Origin of the sequence: Flavobacterium sp. GSA192 (assembly GCF_006386525.1) — a bacterium.
Taxonomy (GTDB): Bacteria; Bacteroidota; Bacteroidia; order Flavobacteriales; family Flavobacteriaceae; genus Flavobacterium; species Flavobacterium commune.
In genome coordinates this window covers 395,792-418,383 of record NZ_VAHC01000004.1, presented here as the reverse complement: position 1 = coordinate 418,383, position 22,592 = coordinate 395,792, and the positions used below count along the sequence as shown (strand labels likewise).

General features: G+C 34.3%; 19 protein-coding genes. 7 read left to right on the top strand and 12 right to left on the bottom strand.

From position 1 onward, the window contains the following. Positions 1 to 55: 55 nt before the first annotated feature. The 3 genes from FDM27_RS10665 (at position 56) to FDM27_RS10655 (ending at position 3,177) form a co-directional block, all read left to right on the top strand. On the top strand, positions 56 to 313 hold the full coding sequence (locus FDM27_RS10665) for a hypothetical protein (RefSeq protein WP_140486358.1): 258 nt from the start codon (positions 56 to 58) through the stop codon (positions 311 to 313). Positions 314 to 462: 149 nt separating this feature from the next. Continuing rightward, positions 463 to 2,484 carry a tetratricopeptide repeat-containing sensor histidine kinase gene (locus FDM27_RS10660; RefSeq protein WP_140486355.1) on the top strand — a complete coding sequence of 674 codons (2,022 nt, stop codon included), beginning with the start codon at positions 463 to 465 and terminating at the stop codon, positions 2,482 to 2,484. 6 nt (positions 2,485 to 2,490) lie between these two features. Next, on the top strand, positions 2,491 to 3,177 hold the full coding sequence (locus FDM27_RS10655) for a response regulator (RefSeq protein WP_071184184.1): 687 nt from the start codon (positions 2,491 to 2,493) through the stop codon (positions 3,175 to 3,177). A gap of 67 nt (positions 3,178 to 3,244) precedes the next feature. Here FDM27_RS10655 and FDM27_RS10650 read toward each other — a convergent pair whose 3' ends face one another. From FDM27_RS10650 to FDM27_RS10600, 11 genes are all read right to left on the bottom strand, one after another. Then, positions 3,245 to 4,399 (bottom strand): beta-ketoacyl synthase N-terminal-like domain-containing protein, encoded by a 1,155-nt coding sequence (locus FDM27_RS10650; RefSeq protein WP_140486353.1) that lies wholly within the window; start codon positions 4,397 to 4,399, stop codon positions 3,245 to 3,247. 129 nt (positions 4,400 to 4,528) lie between these two features. Beyond that, positions 4,529 to 5,800, bottom strand: coding sequence for an adenosylmethionine--8-amino-7-oxononanoate transaminase (gene bioA, locus FDM27_RS10645; protein WP_140486351.1), 1,272 nt, complete (start codon positions 5,798 to 5,800; stop codon positions 4,529 to 4,531). 40 nt (positions 5,801 to 5,840) lie between these two features. Beyond that, entirely contained in the window at positions 5,841 to 6,461 is a 621-nt protein-coding gene (gene bioD / locus FDM27_RS10640) for a dethiobiotin synthase (RefSeq protein ID WP_140486349.1), read from the bottom strand. 107 nt (positions 6,462 to 6,568) lie between these two features. Further along, a complete protein-coding gene (locus tag FDM27_RS10635; RefSeq protein WP_071184180.1) occupies positions 6,569 to 6,973 on the bottom strand; it encodes a GxxExxY protein in 405 nt (134 codons plus the stop codon). A gap of 29 nt (positions 6,974 to 7,002) precedes the next feature. Further along, positions 7,003 to 8,172 carry an aminotransferase class I/II-fold pyridoxal phosphate-dependent enzyme gene (locus tag FDM27_RS10630; protein ID WP_140486347.1) on the bottom strand — a complete coding sequence of 390 codons (1,170 nt, stop codon included), beginning with the start codon at positions 8,170 to 8,172 and terminating at the stop codon, positions 7,003 to 7,005. Positions 8,173 to 8,234: 62 nt separating this feature from the next. Continuing rightward, complete coding sequence (locus tag FDM27_RS10625; RefSeq protein WP_140486345.1) at positions 8,235 to 8,516, bottom strand: F0F1 ATP synthase subunit epsilon; 282 nt, start codon at positions 8,514 to 8,516, stop codon at positions 8,235 to 8,237. Positions 8,517 to 8,600: 84 nt separating this feature from the next. Next, a complete protein-coding gene (gene atpD, locus FDM27_RS10620; RefSeq protein ID WP_071184177.1) occupies positions 8,601 to 10,112 on the bottom strand; it encodes a F0F1 ATP synthase subunit beta in 1,512 nt (503 codons plus the stop codon). Positions 10,113 to 10,407: 295 nt separating this feature from the next. Further along, a complete protein-coding gene (locus FDM27_RS10615; RefSeq protein WP_140486343.1) occupies positions 10,408 to 13,290 on the bottom strand; it encodes a TonB-dependent receptor domain-containing protein in 2,883 nt (960 codons plus the stop codon). Positions 13,291 to 13,522: 232 nt separating this feature from the next. Beyond that, positions 13,523 to 15,367, bottom strand: a complete 1,845-nt coding sequence (gene glmS / locus FDM27_RS10610; RefSeq protein ID WP_071184175.1) for a glutamine--fructose-6-phosphate transaminase (isomerizing) — start codon at positions 15,365 to 15,367, stop codon at positions 13,523 to 13,525. Between the two features lie 11 nt (positions 15,368 to 15,378). Next, the gene (locus FDM27_RS10605) at positions 15,379 to 17,118 is read right to left on the bottom strand and encodes a DUF4270 domain-containing protein (protein ID WP_140486341.1); all 1,740 of its coding nucleotides are present in this window, start codon (positions 17,116 to 17,118) and stop codon (positions 15,379 to 15,381) included. Positions 17,119 to 17,140: 22 nt separating this feature from the next. Then, positions 17,141 to 17,944 (bottom strand): glycogen/starch synthase, encoded by an 804-nt coding sequence (locus FDM27_RS10600; RefSeq protein WP_071184174.1) that lies wholly within the window; start codon positions 17,942 to 17,944, stop codon positions 17,141 to 17,143. Positions 17,945 to 18,023: 79 nt separating this feature from the next. Here FDM27_RS10600 and panC point away from each other — a divergent pair, with 79 nt between their 5' ends. The 4 genes from panC to radA all read left to right on the top strand — a co-directional run bounded on the left by panC (position 18,024) and on the right by radA (position 21,899). Beyond that, entirely contained in the window at positions 18,024 to 18,902 is an 879-nt protein-coding gene (gene panC / locus FDM27_RS10595; protein WP_140486339.1) for a pantoate--beta-alanine ligase, read from the top strand. A gap of 14 nt (positions 18,903 to 18,916) precedes the next feature. Then, positions 18,917 to 19,267, top strand: a complete 351-nt coding sequence (gene panD / locus FDM27_RS10590) for an aspartate 1-decarboxylase (RefSeq protein ID WP_071184172.1) — start codon at positions 18,917 to 18,919, stop codon at positions 19,265 to 19,267. Between the two features lie 128 nt (positions 19,268 to 19,395). Next, the gene (locus FDM27_RS10585) at positions 19,396 to 20,538 is read left to right on the top strand and encodes an alpha/beta hydrolase (protein ID WP_140486337.1); all 1,143 of its coding nucleotides are present in this window, start codon (positions 19,396 to 19,398) and stop codon (positions 20,536 to 20,538) included. Beyond that, entirely contained in the window at positions 20,538 to 21,899 is a 1,362-nt protein-coding gene (gene radA, locus FDM27_RS10580) for a DNA repair protein RadA (RefSeq protein ID WP_140486334.1), read from the top strand. Before FDM27_RS10585 ends, radA begins: the two co-directional genes overlap by 1 nt. Positions 21,900 to 21,978: 79 nt before the next feature. Here radA and FDM27_RS10575 read toward each other — a convergent pair whose 3' ends face one another. After that, a complete protein-coding gene (locus FDM27_RS10575) occupies positions 21,979 to 22,458 on the bottom strand; it encodes a regulatory protein RecX (RefSeq protein WP_140486332.1) in 480 nt (159 codons plus the stop codon). Positions 22,459 to 22,592: the final 134 nt, after the last annotated feature.

Genomic DNA, 22,592 nt, shown 5'->3' with positions numbered 1-22,592 from the left:
CAAAAGCGATTTCAATAAACAAGTAAAAAAGTATTAAAACATAAAAACCCAAATCATGAAAAAATCTATCGTAACAATCGGACTTTTCTCTTTAGTGATGATCTTAACATCTTTTACAACCTCAACAAATAATGAAGGCGGAACAAGAAAAATCAAAACAGACAACTATACGTCAAGTGATGAAGGTGGTACAAGAAAAATTAAAACAGATAATTTTACTTCAAATGATGAAGGTGGAACGAGAAAAATTAAAACAGATAATTATACTTCAGGTGATGAAGGTGGAACAAGAAAAATTAAAACAGATAATTAATTAGAAGTACATCTATTTTTTAAATATAGAATTTTTATAAAAAAGCTACCTAAATGGTAGCTTTTTTTATACAGCTAATTTAAAATTAGTATTTTTGGTAAAATTCAACATTACTATTGAAAACAGATACTATTAAATTAATTTTTTGTATGTTATTGTTCGTCTTTTTTGGATGTACCCAAAAAAAGACAGATAAGCAATCAATTCAAACATCCAATGATAGTCTTCCAGTTTATTTTACTTTAGCGAATGATTTTAATCTTTCAAGACAAAAAAGATTAGAGTATATTCAAAAAGCTAATGAAATTGTTGTTAATCAGGCTAATGATTCTCTCCATAGAGTAAATCTTTTTAAAATAGCTAACAGATATTATAATATTGGTGACTGGAAGGAGTACAGTAAAACGGTCAATTTAGTGTTAACTAATTCTGAGAATGCTGGTGATACTATTAGTATGGCGAAAGCTTATGGTTATTTAGGAGATTATTATCTTCGAAAATCGGTTTCTGATTCTGCTTTTTTGTATTATTATAAGGCAGAAAAAATTTATGCTACATTAAATGATAATTATCAACTTGCGAGAACAATTATCAATAAGGCGGAATTGTTGTTTAGAGTGGGAGATTTTATTGGAAGTGAGAAAGAAGTGTTTAAGGGACTTCGCATAATTAAGGAAGATGAAAATGAGGCGGCTAACGAAATTAATTATGATGCCCATAATATGTTAGGTATGGTCTATAATAGTATGGCGGAGTATCAAGATGCAATTTCATATCATAAAAAGGCATTGGAAATTCTTGATAGAATGCAGATAATAGGAATAAGCCAAACTAAGGCAATTTCTTACTTGAATTTAGGTTTAGTGTATGTAAAATTAAAGAACTATAAAGTTGCAAGTGATTATTTCTTAAAAGGAATCGAGCAACAAAAAATGGATAATCAGGATCCTAGTGTTTACGCATTACTTTTGGATAATTTAGGTTATTCTAAGTTTAAATTAGGTGAAAATGATAGTTTGCCAGATTTGCTTTATCAATCTTTAAAAATTAGAGATAGTTTAAAACTCAATTCAGAAATTCCAGTAAATAAAATCCATCTTTCGGAGTATTATCATTTTAAGAATGATGGGGCTAAATCTTTACAGTTTGCAAGAGAAGCACTTGTTTTAGCAAGAAAAATGAATATGCCACGAGAGACTTTGCTCTCTTTGAAACAGATTACAACTATCGATCCTCAAAATGCTTCGAGTTACTCTAAAGAGTACATACGTATTAATGAAGAGTTGCAACAATATGAGCGTAAAATTGGAGAGAAATTTTCCCGCATACAATATGAAACAGATACCATTAAAGGAGAGTATTCGGATTTAGAAACTAAAAATCGAAATCTGGTTTATTTCTTTAGTGGTTTGACTATTTTGGGACTCTTCTTGTATATCATCAAAGCACAAAAAACTAAAAACAGAGAGTTGCTGTACAAACAACAGCAACAAAAAGCCAATGAGGATATTTATAACTTAATGATTTCACAACAGAATACTATTGAAGCCAATAGGGTAAAAGAGAAAAAACGTGTGGCTCAGGAACTCCACGATGGGGTTTTGGGTAGGATGTTTGGTGTGCGAATGAATCTGGAAGGCTTGAATCGGTTTAATGATGATTTAGCCGTTGATCAGCGAAATGCTTATTTGGCTGAATTAAAAAATATTGAGCAGGATATTCGTGAAATTTCACATGATTTGAATAGGGAAAAATCAGAATTAATTAATAACTTCGTTGCAATTGTAGATAATCTTTTTGAGGAACAACGAAAAACTTTCTCCTGTAAATTGTTTTCCAGTATTGATTCGAATATAAAATGGGATTTGGCTGTCAACTCAGTAAAGATTAATTTATATCGAATTATCCAGGAATCTTTGCAAAACATTAATAAGTATGCAAATGCAACAACAGTTAGGGTAGAGTTGAAAAAACAGGGAAACAATATCGAATTAACTATCGTTGATGATGGGGTAGGTTTTAATGTTAATTTGAAGAAAAAAGGGATTGGCTTGCAAAATATGATTTCGCGAGCTAAAGAATGTAATGGTGAATTTAATGTGAAATCTAAAAAAGGGGAAGGAACAACAATTACGGTTGTAATTCCGTTAGAAACAACAACTAATACCTAATAATAAATGACAATTGAAACTGCTGAAGCAAAGCTCAAAAAGAACATCTTAATTGTTGATGATCACCCTTTTATTATTCAGGGCTATAAAAACGCCATTACCCGTTATGAGCCTAACCGATATGAGTTTTCTATTTTAGAAGCCAAGGATTGTGAATCTGCTTATCACGTTATCACAAATCCTGAAGTTAGTTTTGATATTGCTTTTCTGGACATTAGTATGCCTTCTTATGAAGCAATGAATCTTTATTCGGGAGAAGATTTGGCTAAGTTAATTTTGGAATACATGCCTAATTGTAAGATTATTATGCTTACGATGTTTACAGAATTTTTGAAGTTAAAAACTTTGATTAACAATGTAAATCCAAGAGGTTTGGTGATAAAAAATGATTTAACTTTTGATGAATTGTTGCTTGCTTTTGATATGGTAATAAAAGATCAAATTTATTATAGTAAATCTATTTTGGCAATGCTGGAGTCTCATGATAACTCAATTGAGATTGATTTATTTGATAAGCAAATTTTGTTTCATTTGTCAAAAGGAACTCAAATTCAGGATATGCCTCAGTTTATTCCGATATCATTAAATGCAATTGAATCCAGGAAACTAAATCTTAAAGAGCTGCTTAATGTAGTAGGAGCAGAGGATGTAGAACTTGTAAAAGCTGCTAAAAATAAAGGTTTGATTTTTTAATTTTCGAAATTAAGATTTACAAGTAACCTCAAATTCGTTGATAATCCGTGAATTTGCTTTTTTTTGTTTAAATAGACAACAAAACACTCACCGCATTTCCACCAAAACCTACAGCATTTACCAATACTTTTTTAATTGGCTTGGTTTGTTTTTGTGCTTTCACAAAAGGTACTCCAATAAATTGATTGTGTTGCAACATCAAAACGGCTAATTCAACGCTCAAGATTCCCGAAGCACCAAAAGTGTGGCCTATTTTCCACTTATTGGTAGTTAACAGCGGAAGGTTTTCTCCAAATATTTTTTGAATGGCTTTATACTCGGTCAAATCACCCGCTTTGGTTCCAGGCGCATGCATTACAATTACATCAACATCTTCTAAATTGGTATTCTGCAAAGCCATTTTCATCGATTTTTGAAAACAAGTCGCTTCTGCCGAAATCGAAATATTGTGTTCCAAAATTTCAGTGGCATAACCAATTCCTTCAATAAAAGCCAATGCATTATCTTTCTTCCCCATTTCGAGACAGCAAACCGCAGCTCCTTCACCCAAAATCATCGAATTGAGTTTTTTATGGAAATTCAGCGCCTGATTTGGGTAAGGTTCTTCACTATGAGAATATATTTTCAAAGCTCGCATTTGAGCAATGGTGAAATCGGTTAAAGGAGCTTCACTTCCGCCAATAAGGAATTTATCAACCATACCGGCACGCAACCAGGCCACACCGTTTAAAAGTGCGTGTAAGGCTGTAGAACAAGTAATAGAATGCGAGATTTCAGGTCCTGTACTTTGCAAATCGTGCCCAACCCAAGAAGAAATATTCCCCAAAGTAGTTGTTGGCGAAGCTAATGTTTGCGCCTTACCTGTTTCCAAATATTCCTTAAAATGTTTTTCGAATAAATCTGTTGCCCCACGCGAAGAACCGATATTGATTCCAAAAACCGAATTGGTATCCCAGCCCGCATCTGCAACTGCTTGACGCGAAGCTGCCATGGCGTATAAAACCGATGGATCTAACGATTTGTATTTAATATCCGATTGCTGCAATTCAGCCACAATTTGCTGTAAATTTTCATCTAACGAGGCAACCCAGCTTTCCTGATTATCTAAATACTTTTTAGAAAAAAAATGCTTTTCGGAAAGATAATTTTTCCAGATAGTTTTCTGGTCATTACCTAAAGGAGAAATAGATGCTAGAGCGGTTATGGAGATTATTTGTGACAAGATTTTTTATTTTATTACACGAAGATTCGAAAAGAATTTTCACAGAGATTCACGAAGATTTTTCTATAAAAACTTAGTGTAACTTCGCATTTCTCTTTGCGAATCTTTGCGAAATATTTTTTAGCAAATTTAAACTATTTCCAATGCTTTTTCGACCACTTCATAGACTTTTTGCAATTGCTCATCCGTAATGATATAAGGTGGTAAAATGTAAACAATATTCCCTACCGGACGCAGAATGATTCCGTTTTCGATAAAGAAATTATATAATTTAGTACGCATCGTTCCGTAATAACTTTCTTCGTTTTCTTTCTTTATTTCCAATGCAAAAATAGTCCCCAAAACACGGGTCGTAATAACTTTTGGATGATTCTTAATACGTTCTTGAAAAGCCAAATGATTTGCGTTTACCCGAACTAAATTGGCTTGCATCTCGGGAGTTTGTAACAATTCTAAACTTGCCAAAGCCGCTGCGCAACCTGTAGGATTAGCGGTAAAAGTATGTCCATGAAATAAGGCTTTATTAATATCATCGTCATAAAAAGCTTCAAATATTTCCTGGGTAAAAGTGGTAATCGCCATCGGAATTGTTCCACCTGTCAACGCTTTAGACAAACACATCATATCTGGTTTTTGCTCGGCATAATCCATAGCAAAGATTTTTCCTGTTTTGCCAAAACCCGTCATGACTTCATCCGCAATAGTAAGCACATTATTTGCTGCACAAATTTGGATTAACTCATCCAAAGCATTCGGTTCATACATTACCATACCAGCTGCTCCTTGTACCAAAGGTTCAAAGATAAATCCGGCACAATTATACTCCTGAATCACTTTTTTCAAAGTATCAAAACTTTGCTGTTCCTGTCCTTTGACCGGAACCGGAATACGCACCACATCAATAAACATTCCTTGAAAAGCCTGGGTATAAAACGAAATTCCACTTGCTGCCATAGCTGCAAAAGTATCGCCGTGAAAAGCATTTTCGAAAGCAATTATAGTTGTTCGTTTCTCACCCTTATTGAAAAAATACTGTAAAGCTACTTTGATTGCCACTTCAACTGAAGTCGAACCATTATCAGAAAAGAATATTTTTTGTTGGTTTTTAGGAAGAATTTCAATCAACTTTTCTGCCACCTTTACCGCTGGTTCATGTGTAAAACCTCCAAAGAGAACATGCTCTAAAGTCGTTAATTGTTTATAAATCGCATCGGCTATGAATTTATTACTATGCCCGAAAGGATTCACCCACCACGAAGCAATAGCATCGATGTATTCTTTATTATTTTCGTCCCAAAGCAAAGCACCTTCGCCTTTTGTAATTGCAATAGGGGTTTGAGCCGTCTTATGTTGGGTATATGGATGCCAAAGATATTGGCTGTCTTTCTCTATTAAATTCATTTAATTTTTGATTTCAAATTTGAAATTGATTTTGTCATTGCTATTGAAGTTTCAACAACTCGTCTCGAAATAAATCGGCATATTCACGAATTACATTTTGGTCAAAATAGGGTTCTTGGTCTATTCTTCCAATGTATTTTACGCCTGTCTTATTCAAGATAATGGATTCTGTAGATTGATTTTCATTACCACTAAACAAAATTCCCGCAATGGCAATATTTCTGCTTTTCAAAGCTTCTATAGTTAATAAAGTATGATTGATACTTCCCAAATAATGACGAGAAACCACAATTACCTTATAATCTGGTTTTATCAGATCAATCACGCAATCTTGATTATTCAAAGGGACAAAAAGTCCTCCAGCACCTTCAACCACTAAATGATTCACAGTAACTGGTTCTTCAATTTTTTCTAAATCAATAACAATGTTATCCAATTGAGCAGCAAAATGCGGACTCGCTGGCGTATTTAAAGCATAGCTGTTTGAATGAATTACCGTTTTACCATTTGAGATAAAAGACTTTATTTTATGACTGTCTGAGGTGTTTAAATCTCCTGCCTGAATAGGCTTCCAATAATCTGCCTCTAAGGCTTCGGTTATAATGGCTGATGCAATAGTTTTACCTACATCGGTACCAATTCCTGTTATAAATAATTTCATAGATTTTTTTGTTTCGCAAAGATTCACAAAGATAAAGGAAGATTCACAAGACTTCTTTTTCAAAGTTTTAAAATAAATTAGCCCACGGATTTAACTGATGAAACGGATTATCGCTGATTGCTTAAATTCTTCTTTCTATCATTCGTATAAATAATACGTTTAAATTCTGGTTCTTCTCCAAAATTTAACAAAAGACCAACTTCAATTGCTGTCGCTTTTAAATAATTCATTAGTTGAGCAACATGCGCATTCATAAGTAATTCACATGCTTTTAATTCAACAATAACTTTATCTTCAATTAATAAATCTGCGTAATACTCTCCAATCAATTGCCCTTTTAAATATACTTTTATAGGTTTTTGAGCATCAACTTTATATCCTTTTTTCTGTAATTCAAAATACATTGCGTTTTGGTATACTTTTTCTAAAAAACCATACCCTAGGTGATTGTATATATCGAAATACACTTTTAAAATATCATCTGTTATATTTTTATGTAATAACTCACTCATATAAAATCAGTATTAATCCGTTTCATCAGTTAAATCTGTGGGCCAAAAACAAAAGTACTCAACAATTGTAGAACATTCGAAATTTCATCTTTCGAATTAAAAGCATGCAGACAAAAGCGTAGTCTTTCCTGTCCTTCGGCAACCGTAGGCGAAAGTATGGCTTTAACATCAAAACCTCTTTCCTGAAGTTGCTTAGCGATAGATTTCACCTTTTCATTTCCCGGAATAATAACCGATTGAATAGATGATTTACTTCGGACGAAAATTGGTTCTAAACCCAATAAATTCTTTTCTTGATTGAAATGAATGATATTCTCACGCAGCAACTCGATATCCATATTTTCTTTTTCTAAAAACTGATAAGCAATTAGAATTGTAGCAACAGAATGTGGAGAAAGCCCAGTAGTATAGATAAAACTTCGGGCAAAATTGACTAAATATTGCTTCAACTCCTGAGAACCTAAAATAGCTGCGCCATGACATCCCAAACCTTTCCCAAAAGTCATGATTCGGGCAAAGACTTTGTCTTGAATCCCAAATTCCTGAACCAGTCCTTGTCCTTTGTCTCCAAAAACCCCCAAAGCATGCGCTTCGTCAAGAACTAAATAGCAGTGGTGCTTTTCAGATAAATTAACAAGTTCTTCTAAATTTGGAATATCACCATCCATCGAAAATACACTTTCAGTCACAATATAAATGGCTGAAGCTTTTTGATTCGAATTACCATTGAAATTGATAATCTTTCTTTCTAAATCTTCAAAATCATTATGATTGAATTTATAAGCTTTCGCATAAGACAATTGGATTCCGTCTCTGATGGAAGCATGACACAATTCATCATATAGAATCAAATCTCCTTTTTGAGGAACGGAACTAAAGAAACCAACATTGGCATCATATCCCGAATTAAAAATCAAGGCGCTTTCAGCCTTGTGAAACTCAGCAATAAACGTTTCTGCTATGCTATACAAATTATGATTACCTGAAAGCAATCGGGAACCCGTTGCTCCATTCTGCACAAAAGCATTATCTAATAAATATCGATGCGTTTGATCAAAAATCAACTCTGATTTTGAAAAACCAAGATAATCATTGGATGCAAAATCGGTTAAATTATTACCCAAAGGCAATTGTCGCAGTGCATTATTTTGAATTCTGGATTCTAATTTTGCTTTAAGAATATTAGGTAGATTTCTCATAAATCAAAAGTAAAAAAAAACGCCAAGCAAAGCTTGACGTTTTTATATAAATCTAAATTGTCTTAGTCAGCTAAAACAATTATTTTGTTGTCTTTCATTTCAATAGTTCCTGAAGAAATAGCTAAAGTGTAGTTTTGATCATTTACTTTCGAAAACAACTTTGCTGATTCTTTGCTAAACTTAAATTCTGGTGCTGTAATTTTTACAGTTCCTTTTTGAAGCAAGGAAACAATTGGAGCGTGATTATTTAAAATTTGAAAGCTTCCGTTTACACCCGGTAAGGTTACTGATGTTATTTCTCCTTTGAATAAAGATGCCTCTGGTGATACTATTTCTAAAATCATATTTTTTAAGTTGGAAGTTAGAAGTTGGAAGTTGGAAAATTAAGAATATTACTTCTAGCTCCCAACTTCCAGCTTCCAGCTTTATTATGCTTCTGCTAACATTTTCTCTCCAGCTTCGATAGCTTCTTCGATAGTCCCTTTAAGGTTAAAAGCTGATTCTGGCAAGTGATCTAATTCACCGTCAATAATCATATTAAATCCTTTGATAGTATCTTTAATATCAACTAATACACCTGGAATACCTGTAAATTGCTCAGCAACGTGGAACGGCTGAGACAAGAAACGTTGTACACGACGTGCTCTTGATACAGCTAATTTATCTTCTTCAGATAACTCTTCCATACCTAAGATAGCGATGATATCTTGAAGCTGTTTGTATTTTTGAAGAATCTCTTTTACTCTTTGTGCACAGTCATAGTGCTCATTTCCTAAGATATGTGGAGTCAAGATACGAGAAGTAGAATCTAATGGATCTACCGCAGGATAAATACCTAACTCAGCAATTTTACGAGACAATACAGTTGTAGCATCTAAGTGAGCAAACGTTGTTGCTGGTGCCGGGTCAGTTAAGTCATCCGCAGGAACGTAAACCGCTTGTACAGATGTAATAGATCCTTTGTTTGTAGAAGTAATACGCTCTTGCATAGCTCCCATCTCAGTTGCCAATGTTGGTTGGTAACCTACCGCAGATGGCATACGACCTAAAAGTGCCGATACCTCAGAACCTGCTTGTGTGAAACGGAAGATATTATCAACGAAGAACAATACGTCTTTTCCTTGATCAGATCCAGCTCCATCACGGAAATACTCAGCAATAGATAATCCAGAAAGTGCCACACGTGCACGAGCTCCTGGTGGCTCATTCATTTGTCCAAAAACGAAAGTAGCTTTAGACTCTCTCATTCCAGGCAAATCTACTTTAGACAAATCCCATCCTCCATTTTCCATAGAGTGCATGAATTCCTCACCGTATTTAATAATTCCTGACTCTAACATCTCACGAAGCAAGTCATTTCCTTCACGTGTTCTTTCACCTACTCCTGCGAATACTGAAAGTCCACCGTGACCTTTTGCAATATTGTTAATCAACTCCTGAATCAATACAGTTTTACCAACACCGGCACCACCAAACAATCCAATTTTACCTCCTTTTGCATAAGGCTCAATCAAATCGATTACTTTAATACCTGTAAATAAAACCTCAGATGAAGTTGATAAATCTTCAAATTTTGGTGCCTGACGGTGAATTGACATTCCGTTTTCACCTGTTTTAGGCAATTCTGGTAAACCATCAATAGCATCTCCAACAACGTTGAATAAACGACCGTAAACATCTGCTCCAATCGGCATTTGAATAGGATTACCTGTTCCTATTACTTCATATCCTCTGCTCAAACCATCTGTTGAATCCATCGAAATGGTACGAACAGTATTTTCTCCAATGTGAGATTGTACCTCAAGGATTAATTTAGTACCATCTTTTTTTACGATTTCTAATGAATCATAAATTTTTGGAAGTTCAACATCCTTACCGTTGAAAACAACGTCAACTACTGGGCCAATGATTTGGGCAACTTTTCCTATTACTCTAGACATTACTTATGTATTTATTAAACAGCTATTTAGGTTTATGAAACTTACCTTATCAAAATTCAATGAATTAGGTGTTTTTTCAGAGCGCAAAGATAATTTTTTAAAATAAAAAATCAACAATTTTATTCAAAAAACATAAAAAAATAAAATGCAGTATAAAAACAGCCCTAAAACCGACTTTTATAAAGACACTTTTTTCTAAAAAACAAAAAATCACTTCTTTATAAAACCGAAGTGATTTTGTTAAACCATATAACTAAATTGTGATTTTTTAATGCAATTTTTTAAATCGATACAATTATGGATTGATAGTCCATGAAGCAAAATATTGCTGTCCTATTAATCCGGCACCCAAAACCTGAGTATATTCTTTTCCACCAATATTGGAAGCACCTATTTTTAAAGTTGATTTTAATGAAGGAATGTTGTAATTAATTTGTGCATCGACAACAGTAGCACCATCCACCATACCATCCACCATAGCAGACTGCCATAAATAACTATCGTTCCATCTTCCACTAATATTAAATCCGAAATTTTTAAACAGCTTCTCATTTCCGAACGAAGCCTTCACCCTATGTTTCGGTGTATTAAACCCTGCTTCAAAACTAGGGTCTTTAGCCTGATCAAAACTAAACTCAGCATAATTATAATTTACTCCAAGTTCAAAATCCTTATAAACTTTTTTTGAGAGACCCAGACCGAAACCAAATGATTTGATTTCAACATCAGTATTTGTGTATAATTGGTAAATTCTGATATTCCCATTTGCTAAAGCGTGCAAAGATTGAACTTCAGGATTTGTTGCATAAGTTGGAGCTCCTGAAGCAAAATCAAAAGTATTGGACGCTTTACCGTATAAAGGAGCAATAGCATTGGCACTTCCTATAAAATTGTTGTAAATATTATAATAGGTACTAATATCAATTATCACATTTTTAACCCGCGAGCGGTATCCTAATTCAAATGCTTTTACTTCTTCGGGCTTAACATAATTAACATCTGTTTTTCTTAACAAAGCTGCTGCTCCTGGCGTGTTTCCGGGATTAGCCGCTGCAAAAGCAGCAAAAGCCATTACTGATGAGGCTGTATAGGAATTATTATAAGCATTGTCTCCTGTCATAACGACTGATGTTCCGCCCGCATATAATTGCCCAACAGCCGGAGAACCATTAGCAACCGGTCTTGTTTCAGAATATCTCGATAAATTATCCGGAGCCGAACCTATTAATACCGCATTCCCCACATTAAACCCTATATACTGATCCTGAGTAGTTGGGTTTCTAAAACCTGTTTGAAATGAGGCTCTGAAATTATGATTCTTGGCTTCACCTCCTGAATACACTAAGGATAACCTTGGCGAATAATTTCCTTCAAAATTTTTAGATTTATCATATCGGATGGAACCTGTAAATTTCAATCTTTCATCCAAAAACTTTTTCATCAATTGGGTATAAGCACCATACTCATTGTAATTGATAGTTCCATTAGCATCGGTATAAATTCTTCCAAATGAATTTAGCTCGTATTTTCGATACGAACCTCCAATTTGAATTTCAGCAAAAGAAATTAAATCTTTGAAATTGTAATTTGCATCGGCATGATAAATTTTAGAATTATCGACTAATTTAGAACCGGATAATACGTCAGGATTAGAAATAACCTCATTAAATGCATTATTGAATGCGGCAGTTCCAGGAATAAGTCTTCCTGTTTCGGCAGCAGCACGGGCAAAAGCATGAGATGCGCTAGCGTTTCCTGTGTATGTAGGTCCAAACAAACCGGCATAAGCCTGAGAGTAAGCACCTGCATATTGTCCGAACCAGTCGTTATCTGATTTCCACTTTCTGTTGATATTAATTCCTGTAAATTGCATGTCGTAAGATTGCCCACCATCTTCAGAAGTTGTGTAACCTCTCAGGAAAAAATTCTTGCCTTTGAATTCTATTTTATGCTGTTGCATGAAAAAGTTATTTAGATAATAACGATTAGCACCTTGATAAACCGCATTTCCAAATCCGAATTTACTCAACCAGATAATTTCAAAATTTTCATCCCCAAACGGTCTAAAATGGAATGAAAGATCAATTTTAGTATTACTGGCTTTATTATTGGTTAAGTCAATTTCGTTATAACCCGTCCTTGATACATTTTCGTTAGGCAATAATGCTGCCAGATTTGACGGAAGCAAATTATTAGCTACCATTGTTTGCCCTACAGTATATATATTAGTAGAAACTTCATCTCCATATATGTTTATACCATCATAATTTTGATGATCTCTGTCTCTCCCTGCGATTGTTTTGTCTCTATAATTTGTAGCAAACCAATCAGTACCTCGCATGTAAGTAAAATTTGCTTTGGCAGCAAAATGTTTATCAAAGGCATGAGCCATTCTAATTCCGTAATCGATATAATCATTTGAGCCTGCAGCTTTTTGACTGGTTTGTCCGTATTTGGCATAAGCCGTTATTCCTTGATAAGTAAAAGGGCTTTTGCTATTCATAAACATAATACCATTAAAAGCATTAGCGCCATATAAAGCAGAAGAAGCCCCAGGTAATAACTCTACATTTTGAACATCGATTTCAGAAATACCCACCATATTTCCTAAAACAAAATTTAACAAAGGAGACGAATTATCCATTCCGTCCACTAATTGCAGGAAGCGAGAATTGGCTACAGTAGCAAACCCACGGGTATTAATAGATTTAAAAGTCAAACTACTGGTATTCATTTGAACTTCTTTCAAATTCTCTAAACCATCATAAAAAGTAGAAGAAGCTGTTTTTTTAATATCGGCAATACCCATTCTTTCGATTGTAACTGGCGATTCAAAAACTCTTTCAGGCGTTCTGGATGCCGAAACCACTATTTCATCTAGTAAATTGTGTTTTTCAATAAGAACAATTGTAATTTGTTGTTTTTTAGAATTAATGCTTATTCTTTTTGATTCAAAACCAATAAAACTCACTTCTATTTCATAAGGTAGTTCTTTAGAAGTATTGAGCATAAATTTTCCATCGCTATCGGTAATTGTGCCGGCCGAATCGCCAATTACTCTGATATTTGCTCCGATAATTGTCAGGTTATTTGTTTCAGTAACAATTCCCTGGATAGTGTTTTGAGCGTTTAGTACGCCACAAAACAATAATGACAAAAGAAATAAATACGCTCTCATATAGATTGGTTTTATTGATTTACTAATTCAAAAGCCTTCCACTTTCTCATAACTGCATCACCAAAAAAACAAAGCGTTTTCGACTAACTAAATTTAGATAAAAAAATCAACATTTAACAAATTATGTGTCAGAAAATTCAATTTTTAATAATTAAGACTGATTATTAAGAAACTTGCATAAAAAAAGCAAGACGTATCGCCTTGCTTTTTAGATTTTTATTTCGAATTATTTTTATTCTACAGTAACTGATTTTGCTAAATTTCGAGGCTGATCTACATTACAGTCTCTGTAAACAGCTATATAATAAGACAACAACTGCAGCGGAATAGTAGTAATCAAAGGCGATAGAGCATCTGAAGTTTCAGGAATTTCGATAACATAATCGGCTAATTCCCTAACCTGAGTATCACCTTTAGTCACAACCGCAATAATTTTACCGCTTCTGGACTTAATTTCCTGAATATTACTAACTATTTTGTCATAATGCCCTTGCTTAGGAGCAATTATTACAACCGGCATTTGTTCGTCAATCAACGCAATTGGTCCGTGTTTCATTTCGGCAGCAGGATAACCTTCTGCGTGAATATATGATATTTCTTTTAGCTTTAAAGCTCCTTCTAAAGCTACCGGAAAATTATAACCACGACCTAAATACAAGCAATTAGGTGCATCTTTAAACGCAGCAGCAATTTCTTTTGCGCTGTCAATAGTTCCCAAAGCTTCTTTTACTTTCTCAGGAATTAATTCCAACTCCAATAAATATCTATGGAAATCAGAATGTGACAAAGTGCCTTTTGCTTTAGCCAAACGCAAAGCCAACATGGTCAACACTGTAATTTGAGTTGTAAAAGCTTTAGTCGAAGCCACCCCAATTTCAGGACCAGCATGTGTATAAGCACCTGCATGAGACTCTCTTGAAATTGAAGAACCAACCACATTACAAACACCAAAAACAAATGCTCCTTGCTCTTTGGCTAATTTAATAGCTGCCATAGTATCGGCAGTTTCTCCTGATTGAGAAATAGCGATAACTACATCGGTGCTTTTTATAATTGGGTTTCTGTATCTGAATTCAGAAGCATACTCTACTTCTACAGAAATGCGTGCAAATTCTTCAATAATATACTCCGCAACTAAACCTGCATGCCATGAAGTACCACAGGCAACAATAATTATTCTTTCGGCATTTAAGAATTTTTCCAAATTATCTTCAATCCCAGACATTTGAACAATTCCTTTATCAGCATGTAATCTTCCTCTGTAAGTATCTTTGATAACGCTAGGCTGCTCAAAAATTTCTTTTAGCATAAAGTGGTCAAATCCTCCTTTTTCAATTTGCTCCAAATTCATTTGAAGCTCCTGAATATAAGGATCTACTAAGCTGTCATCTTTAATTTTTCTAATCTTAATTGATTTCTTCAAATTAATATTAGCCATTTCACCATCTTCTAAATACACTGCATTTGAAGTATATTCAATAAAAGGCGAAGCATCAGAAGCAATAAAATATTCACCTTCACCCACACCAATTGCTAAAGGACTTCCTAAACGGGCAGCAACAATTTCGTCAGGATTTTTAATATCAAAAACAGCAATTGCATAAGCTCCTACCACTTGATTAAGTGCTAACTGAACTGCTTTTCCTAATTTTAATTTTTCTTTTTTCTGAACTTCTTCAATCAAATTCACTAATACTTCAGTATCAGTATCGGAATGAAAAACATAACCACGCTTCATTAGTTCTTCTTTTAATGGCGCATAATTTTCAATAATTCCGTTGTGAACAATTGCTAATTCACCTGAGTTTGAAAGATGGGGATGCGAGTTTACATCATTCGGGACACCATGCGTAGCCCAACGGGTATGACCAATTCCGATAGTTCCATTTGTATTAATCTCTTTTTGTGCTTTTTCTTCAAGAGCAACAACCTTTCCTTTTGTTTTACAAACCTTAATCGCACCATCGTAAACCATTACACCAGCACTATCGTAACCTCTGTACTCTAGTCTTTTTAAACCTTTAATAACGATAGGATAAGCCTCTCTATGACCTATATAACCAACTATTCCACACATAAATTTTTATATTAATCGGGTTTTGTGTAATAAATTTCTAATCTTAATCTTTTGTCGTAATCAGCATTTCCTGAAGGGATGTTGTTTCCAAATAGTACAACGCCTAAAGGATTCATTATCGATGCCTGAGGCACTTTAGAAAATGTTGTTTCCTGATCTGGTAAAATTACTGAAGTGCGTAATTTATTCATTGTGACATTGTTGATGTCTTCGGTAATAACTACTCCTAGTTTAACATTTACCGAATCTTTGTTTTTTACTAAACTTCTAATTTGATTTGTTAATCGAATCTTATAGGTTTTATAATTTTTAGGATCATTAGCATTTAAAGTGTTCAATAAACCACTGTATATTAAACGTCCTGTTTTAACCGTTGTTCCTGTTGTTCCATCATAAAGGTAGTCCAAAACCGGGATGTTATTAGTTAAATCATATAAATAAATACGTTTTGGCAAGGCCGCATTTGCTCCCATAGTTGCAGCATCAATATGAAAAACCAGGTTAGCCTCGTTTATCAATAATTTTTTGGTAGCTGAAAGTTGTTTTAAATCGTCTAATTCATCCGGAACATGGTTCGAACCAATAGTAGGCTCTCCAGCAGCATTATATCCTCTTTCATCGGTTTTGTTAAAAAGATCCAATACAGCCATAGATCCTTGACCACCTTTTAGATACAATTTACTGTCTCCGGTAGTACTATTTGGATTGTTGATAGCCGTATCATAAGCCGGAGTATTAGTGTTTGATAATAAACTAACTGTGTTTCCGGTTAAATTAAGCACTATGGATTTATCTATTCGATCTGTTTTTGAAACATCATTACCGTTTGCGTCTTTTGTAATTGTAACAAGGTCTTCTTTATATTTAACGGTAATAGTTCCTTCTTTAAAATTCATCAAGGCCATTTGACCTGGATTTGACCCGGATTTTTCTACTTTAAAATATAGACCTCTAAAGAAGTTTTTGAAAACATCATTAGTGGTTAGTTTCCCGGGATCAGTACCGTCAATTTTTTTAGCGGCATCAATAATTTTAGCTTTGAAATAATCTTTGTTTAAAGACAAACGCATTGCAGGAGCAAATCGTGTAACTACATCTTCTTCATTTTCCTTAGTAGTTTCTTTGCGTTCGGCAGGGTTAAAGAAAAAAGCATCATTTTGAGATACATCAGTATCATTATTCAAACGTGCTGATGCTATCAGATTATTAAAATCGCCAGCCTGATCGGTGTAGAATTTTTGAGGTTCTAAAAAACCAGTCAAAGGATCCAAATCCCTCATAAAATAACCCGACTCATAAACGCTTAATTTTATTTTTGATTTTGCAGGGCCATAAATGTAGTCCAAAATATAAGTACTGTCTCCTGAACTAGTAATTGCTACATCAGGATCAACATGACTAAAATAAGGAATATTTAAAATTACACTTTCAATTTCAGGATTAGCACCAATAACAGGATTTACTGAAACCGGATTTGAAGGAGACAAAACAACCTGAGTAACAAAACTGGCTTCGGTTGTACCAAAAACAGGATCGTCGTAAATTCCTAATGGATTAATGGGTAGATTATTAGATTGTACCGCTTCGACTTTTTGGTTATAAGCCTGAACTTCATAACTGTCAAGTTCCAAACCAAAATGTTCATTGCCTATTAAATCTTCTCCAATAGAATTAAAATCTTTATCGCATGAAATAAAAAAAACGACTGTTATTGCTATTAGAATTATCTTAAAAAAAGAATTATTACGCATATTTGATAATAAAAAGTTGGGATTAAAGCATTTCTTTGTAAAAATTATTATACGCATCAGCGAAAGAATCTTTAGGGACGTAAGATAGAAAAGGTTTTCCTGAAGTTTCAATAAATTTTGTTAAACTTGAACTTACATTAGGCGAAGCAATAATTACTGCATCCGAATGCATTACAGTTGCTTTAATAATATTCTCATAATCAGGAGTCGAAAGCATAGCTACTTCCTCTTGTGGTACTCCGTCAAGTTTGACTTTGTTAATCATTTCGACATCTAAAGTACCGTCGAAAGACTGTCCGTAAACCGAAGTAACAATCTTCGTGTCAGAAAACAAGGCTTCGTTTTTATAAAAATGTTTCATATAAACAGGCAACATAGCTGCCATCCATCCATGTACATGAATAATATCAGGAACCCAATTCAGTTTTTTTACTGTTTCAACCACTCCTTTTGCAAAAAAGATAGCGCGTTCGTCATTATCAGGATAGAGTGCTCCATCTTCATCAGCAAAGGTTGCTTTTCTTTTAAAATATTCGTCATTATCAATAAAATATACCTGAATTCTTTCTTTAGGAATTGATGCTACCTTAATAATCAAAGGCATATCTAAGTCATTTACTACCAAATTCATTCCGGATAGTCGAATTACTTCATGCAATTGGTGACGTCTTTCGTTGATATTTCCATATCTTGGCATAAAAATTCTGATTTGTCCCCCCTGATCATTTACCATCTTAGGAACATCATAAGACATTAAAGAAACCTCATTTTCAGCCAAATAGGGCACCACTTCAGATGATACGTATAATATCCTCTTATCTTTCATATTGTAATTTACTTAGTTAAGTTGGTAATAAAAACCACGCAAAATTACAAAATTTTATGCAGTTATTAACTAATATATTATGTTTGCATTTAATTTTAATAAAATAACCATGCCTATTTTCTATGGAAAAGCCGCTTTAATCGATTTTTTAAATTCTGTTAAAACGTCTCATTCCACTATTGGTTTTGTCCCAACAATGGGCGCTTTGCACCAAGGACATCTTTCATTGATGCAGCAATCACTAGCAGAAAACAACACTACCGTAGTGAGTATTTTTGTCAATCCTACTCAGTTTAACAATCCTGAAGATTTAGAGAAATATCCCCGAACTCTGGAAGCAGATACTCAAAAAATTGCTGATTTAGACCCAAATATAATTGTTTACGCACCTTCGGTAGAAGATATTTACGAAGGAAAAACGGTTTCTCAGGAATTTGATTTTGACGGTTTAGAAGACCAAATGGAAGGCAAGTTCAGACCCGGCCATTTTAACGGAGTGGGAACAATTGTCAAACGTTTATTCGAAATAGTAACTCCTACCAACGCTTATTTTGGAGAAAAAGATTTCCAGCAATTGCAAATTGTCAAAAAAATGGTCAGTAAAAACCAATTGGCAGTAAACATAATTGGTTGCGAAATTTTCAGAGAAGCTAACGGACTTGCTATGAGTTCCCGAAACGAACGCTTATCAAAAACAGAAAGAGAACAAGCAGCAATGATATACCAAACATTACTTGAGGCCAAAGAAAAATTCCAAACGCAAAGTTGTGAAGAAGTAAAAAATTGGGTAAAAGAAGTGTTTCAATCCAATAGTATTTTTGACTTAGAATACTTTGAAATCGCGGACGAAGCAACACTTCTTCCTTGTGTTGAGCAATCAAAAAATAAAAATTATCGTGCATTTATAGCCGTTTTTGTTAATAATATTCGATTGATTGATACCATTTCGCTAAAATAATTTACTTTTGTGCCATGCAAATTCAAGTATTAAAATCAAAAATTCATCGGGTAAAAGTAACAGGAGCCGATTTAAATTACATAGGCAGTATTACCATCGATGAAACCTTATTAGAAGCATCTAATATTATTGAAGGAGAAAAAGTATCCATTGTTAACATCAACAACGGAGAACGTTTTGACACTTACGCCATAAAAGGAGAAAGAAATTCCGGCGAAATTACATTGAACGGTCCTGCGGCCAGAAAAGTACAAAGAGATGATATTATTATCATTATTTCGTATGCTACAGTTGATTTCGAAGAAGCAAAAACTTTCCAACCCTGGATTATTTTCCCAAATGAAAATGACAATTCATTGACCTAAAACAGTATTAAAAATTATCAAATAAATGAAGCGTTTCCTAAAAGAAGCGCTTTTTGTTTTTATAAGCTTTCTTTTACTTTGGTTAAAAAGTAGTATATTTAAAATCGAATTTTATAAACTCCCAAATTATGAAACAAGCACTACTTTTATTCTTTTTTTCTATTTCATTATTTGCTCAAAAAACTACCGAATTAATCAAATCCAACAAACTCGGAGAAACCAGAGAAATTACAATAAGTCTGCCTGCTTCTTACGAAAACAGTCCAACCAAAAGATACCCGGTTTTATTGTTATTAGACGGAGATTATTTATTTGACCCTTTTCAGGGAGCTTTGAAATATGGAGAATATTGGGACGACTTACCCGAAATGATTATCATTGGAATCAATCAAAAAAACAGCCGTATGAACGACTGCGCTTTTGACCCCGCTGAAGGAACACCAACCAAAAGATCGGCGGCTTTTTACAACTTCATTGGCGAAGAACTCGTTCCTTTTATTGATAAAAAATACCGTACGGCTCCTTTCAGAATTATTGCCGGACATGACACTACAGCCGGATTTTTAAATTTCTTTCTTTACAAAGAAAACTCCTTTTTCAACGCGTATATTTCACTCAGTCCGGAACTCGCACCGGGAATGGAAAGCCAAATTGCAACCAACTTAAGCAATGCAAAAAAACCGATATTTTACTATCAATCTTCAGCCGATGGCGATATCAAACAATTACTTCAGCCTATAGAAGAATTGGATGCTCAGTTAAAATCAATTACAAATCCGTTAGTGAATTACCAATACAATAAATTCAGTAACGCTTCCCATTACTCCTTAGTTTTATTTTCGGTGCCAAATGCTTTGTACCAAATTTTTGATAGTTACAAACCTATTTCTTCAACGGAATTCACCGAAAAAATTGCAATTTTGCCATCCGGTTATGTGGATTACTTAATTAAAAAATACCAAAACACAGCCGAAAAATTAGGTTTGCAAATGCCTATACGAATCAATGATTTCAAAGCCATCGAAGCTGCTATCTTAAAAAATAAGGCTTATGATGAATTAGAAAAATTGGCCCAAATTGCCAGTAAAAATTATCCAAAATCAATGCTTGCTGATTACGAACTGGGTTTGATGTATGAAAAAACCGGTGATGCTAAAAAGGCTGCCGCCAAATACCAGCGTGCTTCCCAACTGGAAGAAATTGGCGATTTGACTAAAGAAATGATGTACAATAAGTACGATGATATGAAAAGCTTAACTGTAAAAAAATAATGTCAAAAGTTAAAACCTCTTTTTTCTGCCAGAATTGCGGAACATCTTACGCCAAATGGCAAGGTCAATGCAACGCCTGTAAAGAATGGAATACCATTGCCGAAGAAATCATTCAAAAACAAGATAAAGTTGCCTGGAAAAGCGAACCTACACCAAGCAACAGAGCACCAAAACCTTTAAGAATTAATGAAATCGATTCGACTCAGGAAATCCGTATGGACACCACTGATACCGAATTGAATCGCGTTTTGGGTGGCGGTATCGTACCGGGTTCACTCACACTTCTGGGCGGCGAACCGGGAATAGGGAAAAGTACGCTTTTACTCCAAATATCCTTAAAACTACCATATAAGACCTTATATGTTTCGGGCGAAGAAAGTCAGAAACAAATAAAAATGCGCGCCGAAAGAATTACACCTTCAAGCGATAACTGCTACATACTGACCGAAACCAAAACGCAAAATATCTTCAAACAAATCGAAGCAATTGAACCGGAAATCGTGATTATCGATTCGATTCAAACCCTACATACTGATTATATTGAATCAACAGCGGGTAGTATTTCCCAAATTAGAGAAACTACTGCCGAACTAATTAAGTTTGCCAAAGAAACTAATATTCCTGTGATTTTAATTGGTCATATTACCAAAGACGGAAACATTGCCGGACCAAAAATACTGGAACACATGGTCGATACCGTACTGCAATTTGAAGGTGATCGAAATCATGTGTATCGAATCCTACGCTCGTTAAAAAACCGTTTTGGTTCTACTGCCGAAATTGGTATTTACGAAATGCTGGGTAGCGGACTAAGAGAAGTTTCCAATCCGTCGGAAATATTGATTTCGCACAAAGACGAAGAATTATCAGGAACCGCTATTGCCACCACATTAGAAGGCATGCGCCCACTGATGATTGAAATCCAATCCTTAGTCAGCACGGCAGTTTATGGAACTCCACAACGCAGCACCACCGGTTATAATGCCAAAAGACTGAATATGATTTTGGCCGTTTTAGAAAAAAGAGCCGGTTTCAGACTTGGCGCCAAAGATGTTTTCCTCAACGTAACCGGAGGGATTTCAGTTGATGATCCAGCAATTGATCTTGCCGTTGTTGCTGCCATTTTATCATCAAATGAAGATATTCCCGTAAACAAAGATTTTTGTTTTGCTGGCGAAGTCGGACTTTCAGGTGAAATTCGTCCTGTAAACCGTGTGGACCAACGCATTCAGGAAGCCGAAAAATTAGGATTTTCTACCATTTTTGTATCCAAATACAATAAAATAGCCTTGAAAAACACAGGAATCAAAATTGAATTAGTAGCTAAAATTGAAGATGTAGCGAGTATGCTTTTTGGGTAAAAAACTACAAAAAAGACCAATACTGTTTTTTCGGTATTGGTCTTTTTTATTTCTCAAAAAATAGTTTTTGAATACTGCATTATTTGGTATTATTGTTTTCTAATTCGCAAACTTTATCATAAATCAAATTACTCTCAAATCCACGTCTAAGCATAAAATCGCAAAATTTCTTTCTTTTCTTCAAAGCATTTTTTTCCATAATGGATTCCCAATTTCTATTTGCCAAAGTATCAAAAGTGCTATAATATTCTTCTTGACTAATTTCTTTTAAAGCAATATTAATTAAGGTTTGATTGATACCTCTGAATTTTAATTCATTGGTAATTCGGATCTTTCCCCAATGTTTGATTCGATGTTTTCCTCGGGCAAAACTACAGGCAAAACGTTCTTCGTTTAGAAAATTTTCGTTGATAAGATGGGCAATAATATGGTCTATTTCATCTGAATCCATTTTCATGTTTCGCAATTTTTGCTCCACTTCCTGATGACACCTTTCCCGATAAGCACAATAATGTTCTATTTTTTGAATGGCTTCTTTGATGGTAAATACGTCTTTCATTTTAGACTATTCCAAATTAAATTTAAAATTCTCAGCCATAAAGGTACTTAAATCTATTTATGATAGTGGTTTACAATGTAAATAGCTGACGTAATTTGTAAAAAATAGCTGATTAGCGATGAATAATGTAAGTT